This is a genomic window from Novosphingobium organovorum, from assembly GCF_022832435.1.
Taxonomy (GTDB): domain Bacteria; phylum Pseudomonadota; class Alphaproteobacteria; order Sphingomonadales; family Sphingomonadaceae; genus Novosphingobium; species Novosphingobium organovorum.
The window spans coordinates 1-986 of the sequence record NZ_JALHLF010000245.1; the positions used below are offsets into that span (position 1 = coordinate 1).

The window sequence follows — 986 nt, forward strand, 5'->3', positions numbered from 1 at the left end:
CAGCGCGGCGGCGCCGGCCAGCCAGCGCAGATCCTCGCTCACGGCTGCGGGGTGTTCGCTGGAGTAGGCGCAGGGGCATCCGCGGCGGCGGCGGCCGCCGCAGCCTCGGCCGAGTCGGCTTCGGGCATCGTCGGGATCACCGCGCCCTTGGGCAGTTTGGGCTTGCCGACCTTTTCCAGCTCGCGCTTCTTGGCCGCAGCGTTTTCGGCGTCGGCCTGGCGCGCGATCTTGTCGACGTCCATTCCCGACCAGCGCCCGATCGTCTTGTAGAGGTTGCGGACTTCCTCGTCGCGCTTGGCCTGTTCGAGCGCGAGGGTTTCCTTTGCCTTCTGGTTGGCGATGTTTTCCTTCAGGATTTCCTTGTCCGAACGGTTTTCGGGCAGGACCGAGATCCAGGTCACCTTGGGCGGGGGATGCGGGGCGGACGCTTCCTGCCCGGCCATCAGGTAGAACACCGCAAAGGTGCAGGCGGCCGAGACGGCGGCAATGCGCCAGCGGTGCTGGCCCGCCTGCTTCCAGACGAAGCGAAACTCGGCCCACATGCCCGTCGGGCTGACGTCTTTCCAGTATCCGGTGCGTTTGGAGAACAACATGGCGGGCTATTTAGGCGCTATCGCGGCGAAACGCTAGCCGAAGGGCGCATGGAGCGCGCGGCCGTGCGCCTTGAGCCAGCGGTTGGCGTCCTCGATCGAGCCTTCGAAGATCCGGGCGAGGCAGGCGTGGAAGGCGGGCGAATGGTCGAAGTGGACGAGATGGGCAACTTCGTGCGCAACGACCGAGCGGCGCACGAAGTCGGGCGCCATGATGAGCCGCCAGTTGATGCGGATCGCGCCATTGGCCGCGCACGAGCCCCAGCGCCGCTTCGCGTTCGAAAGCGCCAGCGCGGGTACCGCCTGCCCGGCGCGTTCGCAATAGTGGGCAAGGTCGGCGGCGAGCAGGGGGCGGGCCTCGGCCTGGAGCCAGCGCGCCACGCGCGGGGCGAGCGC

Annotated in this window: 2 protein-coding genes; both read right to left on the reverse strand. The window is 68.5% G+C overall.

The window, feature by feature from the left end; genetic code table 11:
- Positions 1-38: 38 nt before the first annotated feature.
- Positions 39-593: a hypothetical protein gene (locus MTR62_RS21035; RefSeq protein ID WP_244024619.1), complete on the reverse strand. Its 555-nt coding sequence runs from the start codon at positions 591-593 to the stop codon at positions 39-41.
- 33 nt (positions 594-626) lie between these two features.
- Positions 627-986 (reverse strand): M48 family metallopeptidase (locus MTR62_RS21040; RefSeq protein ID WP_244024621.1); only part of this gene is annotated, 360 nt, incomplete at its 5' end.

Bases quoted from the DNA above. Each gene is read 5' to 3' on its own strand.
- MTR62_RS21035 (WP_244024619.1), bottom strand. From the start codon at position 593: ATGTTGTTCTCCAAACGCACCGGATACTGGAAAGACGTCAGCCCGACG.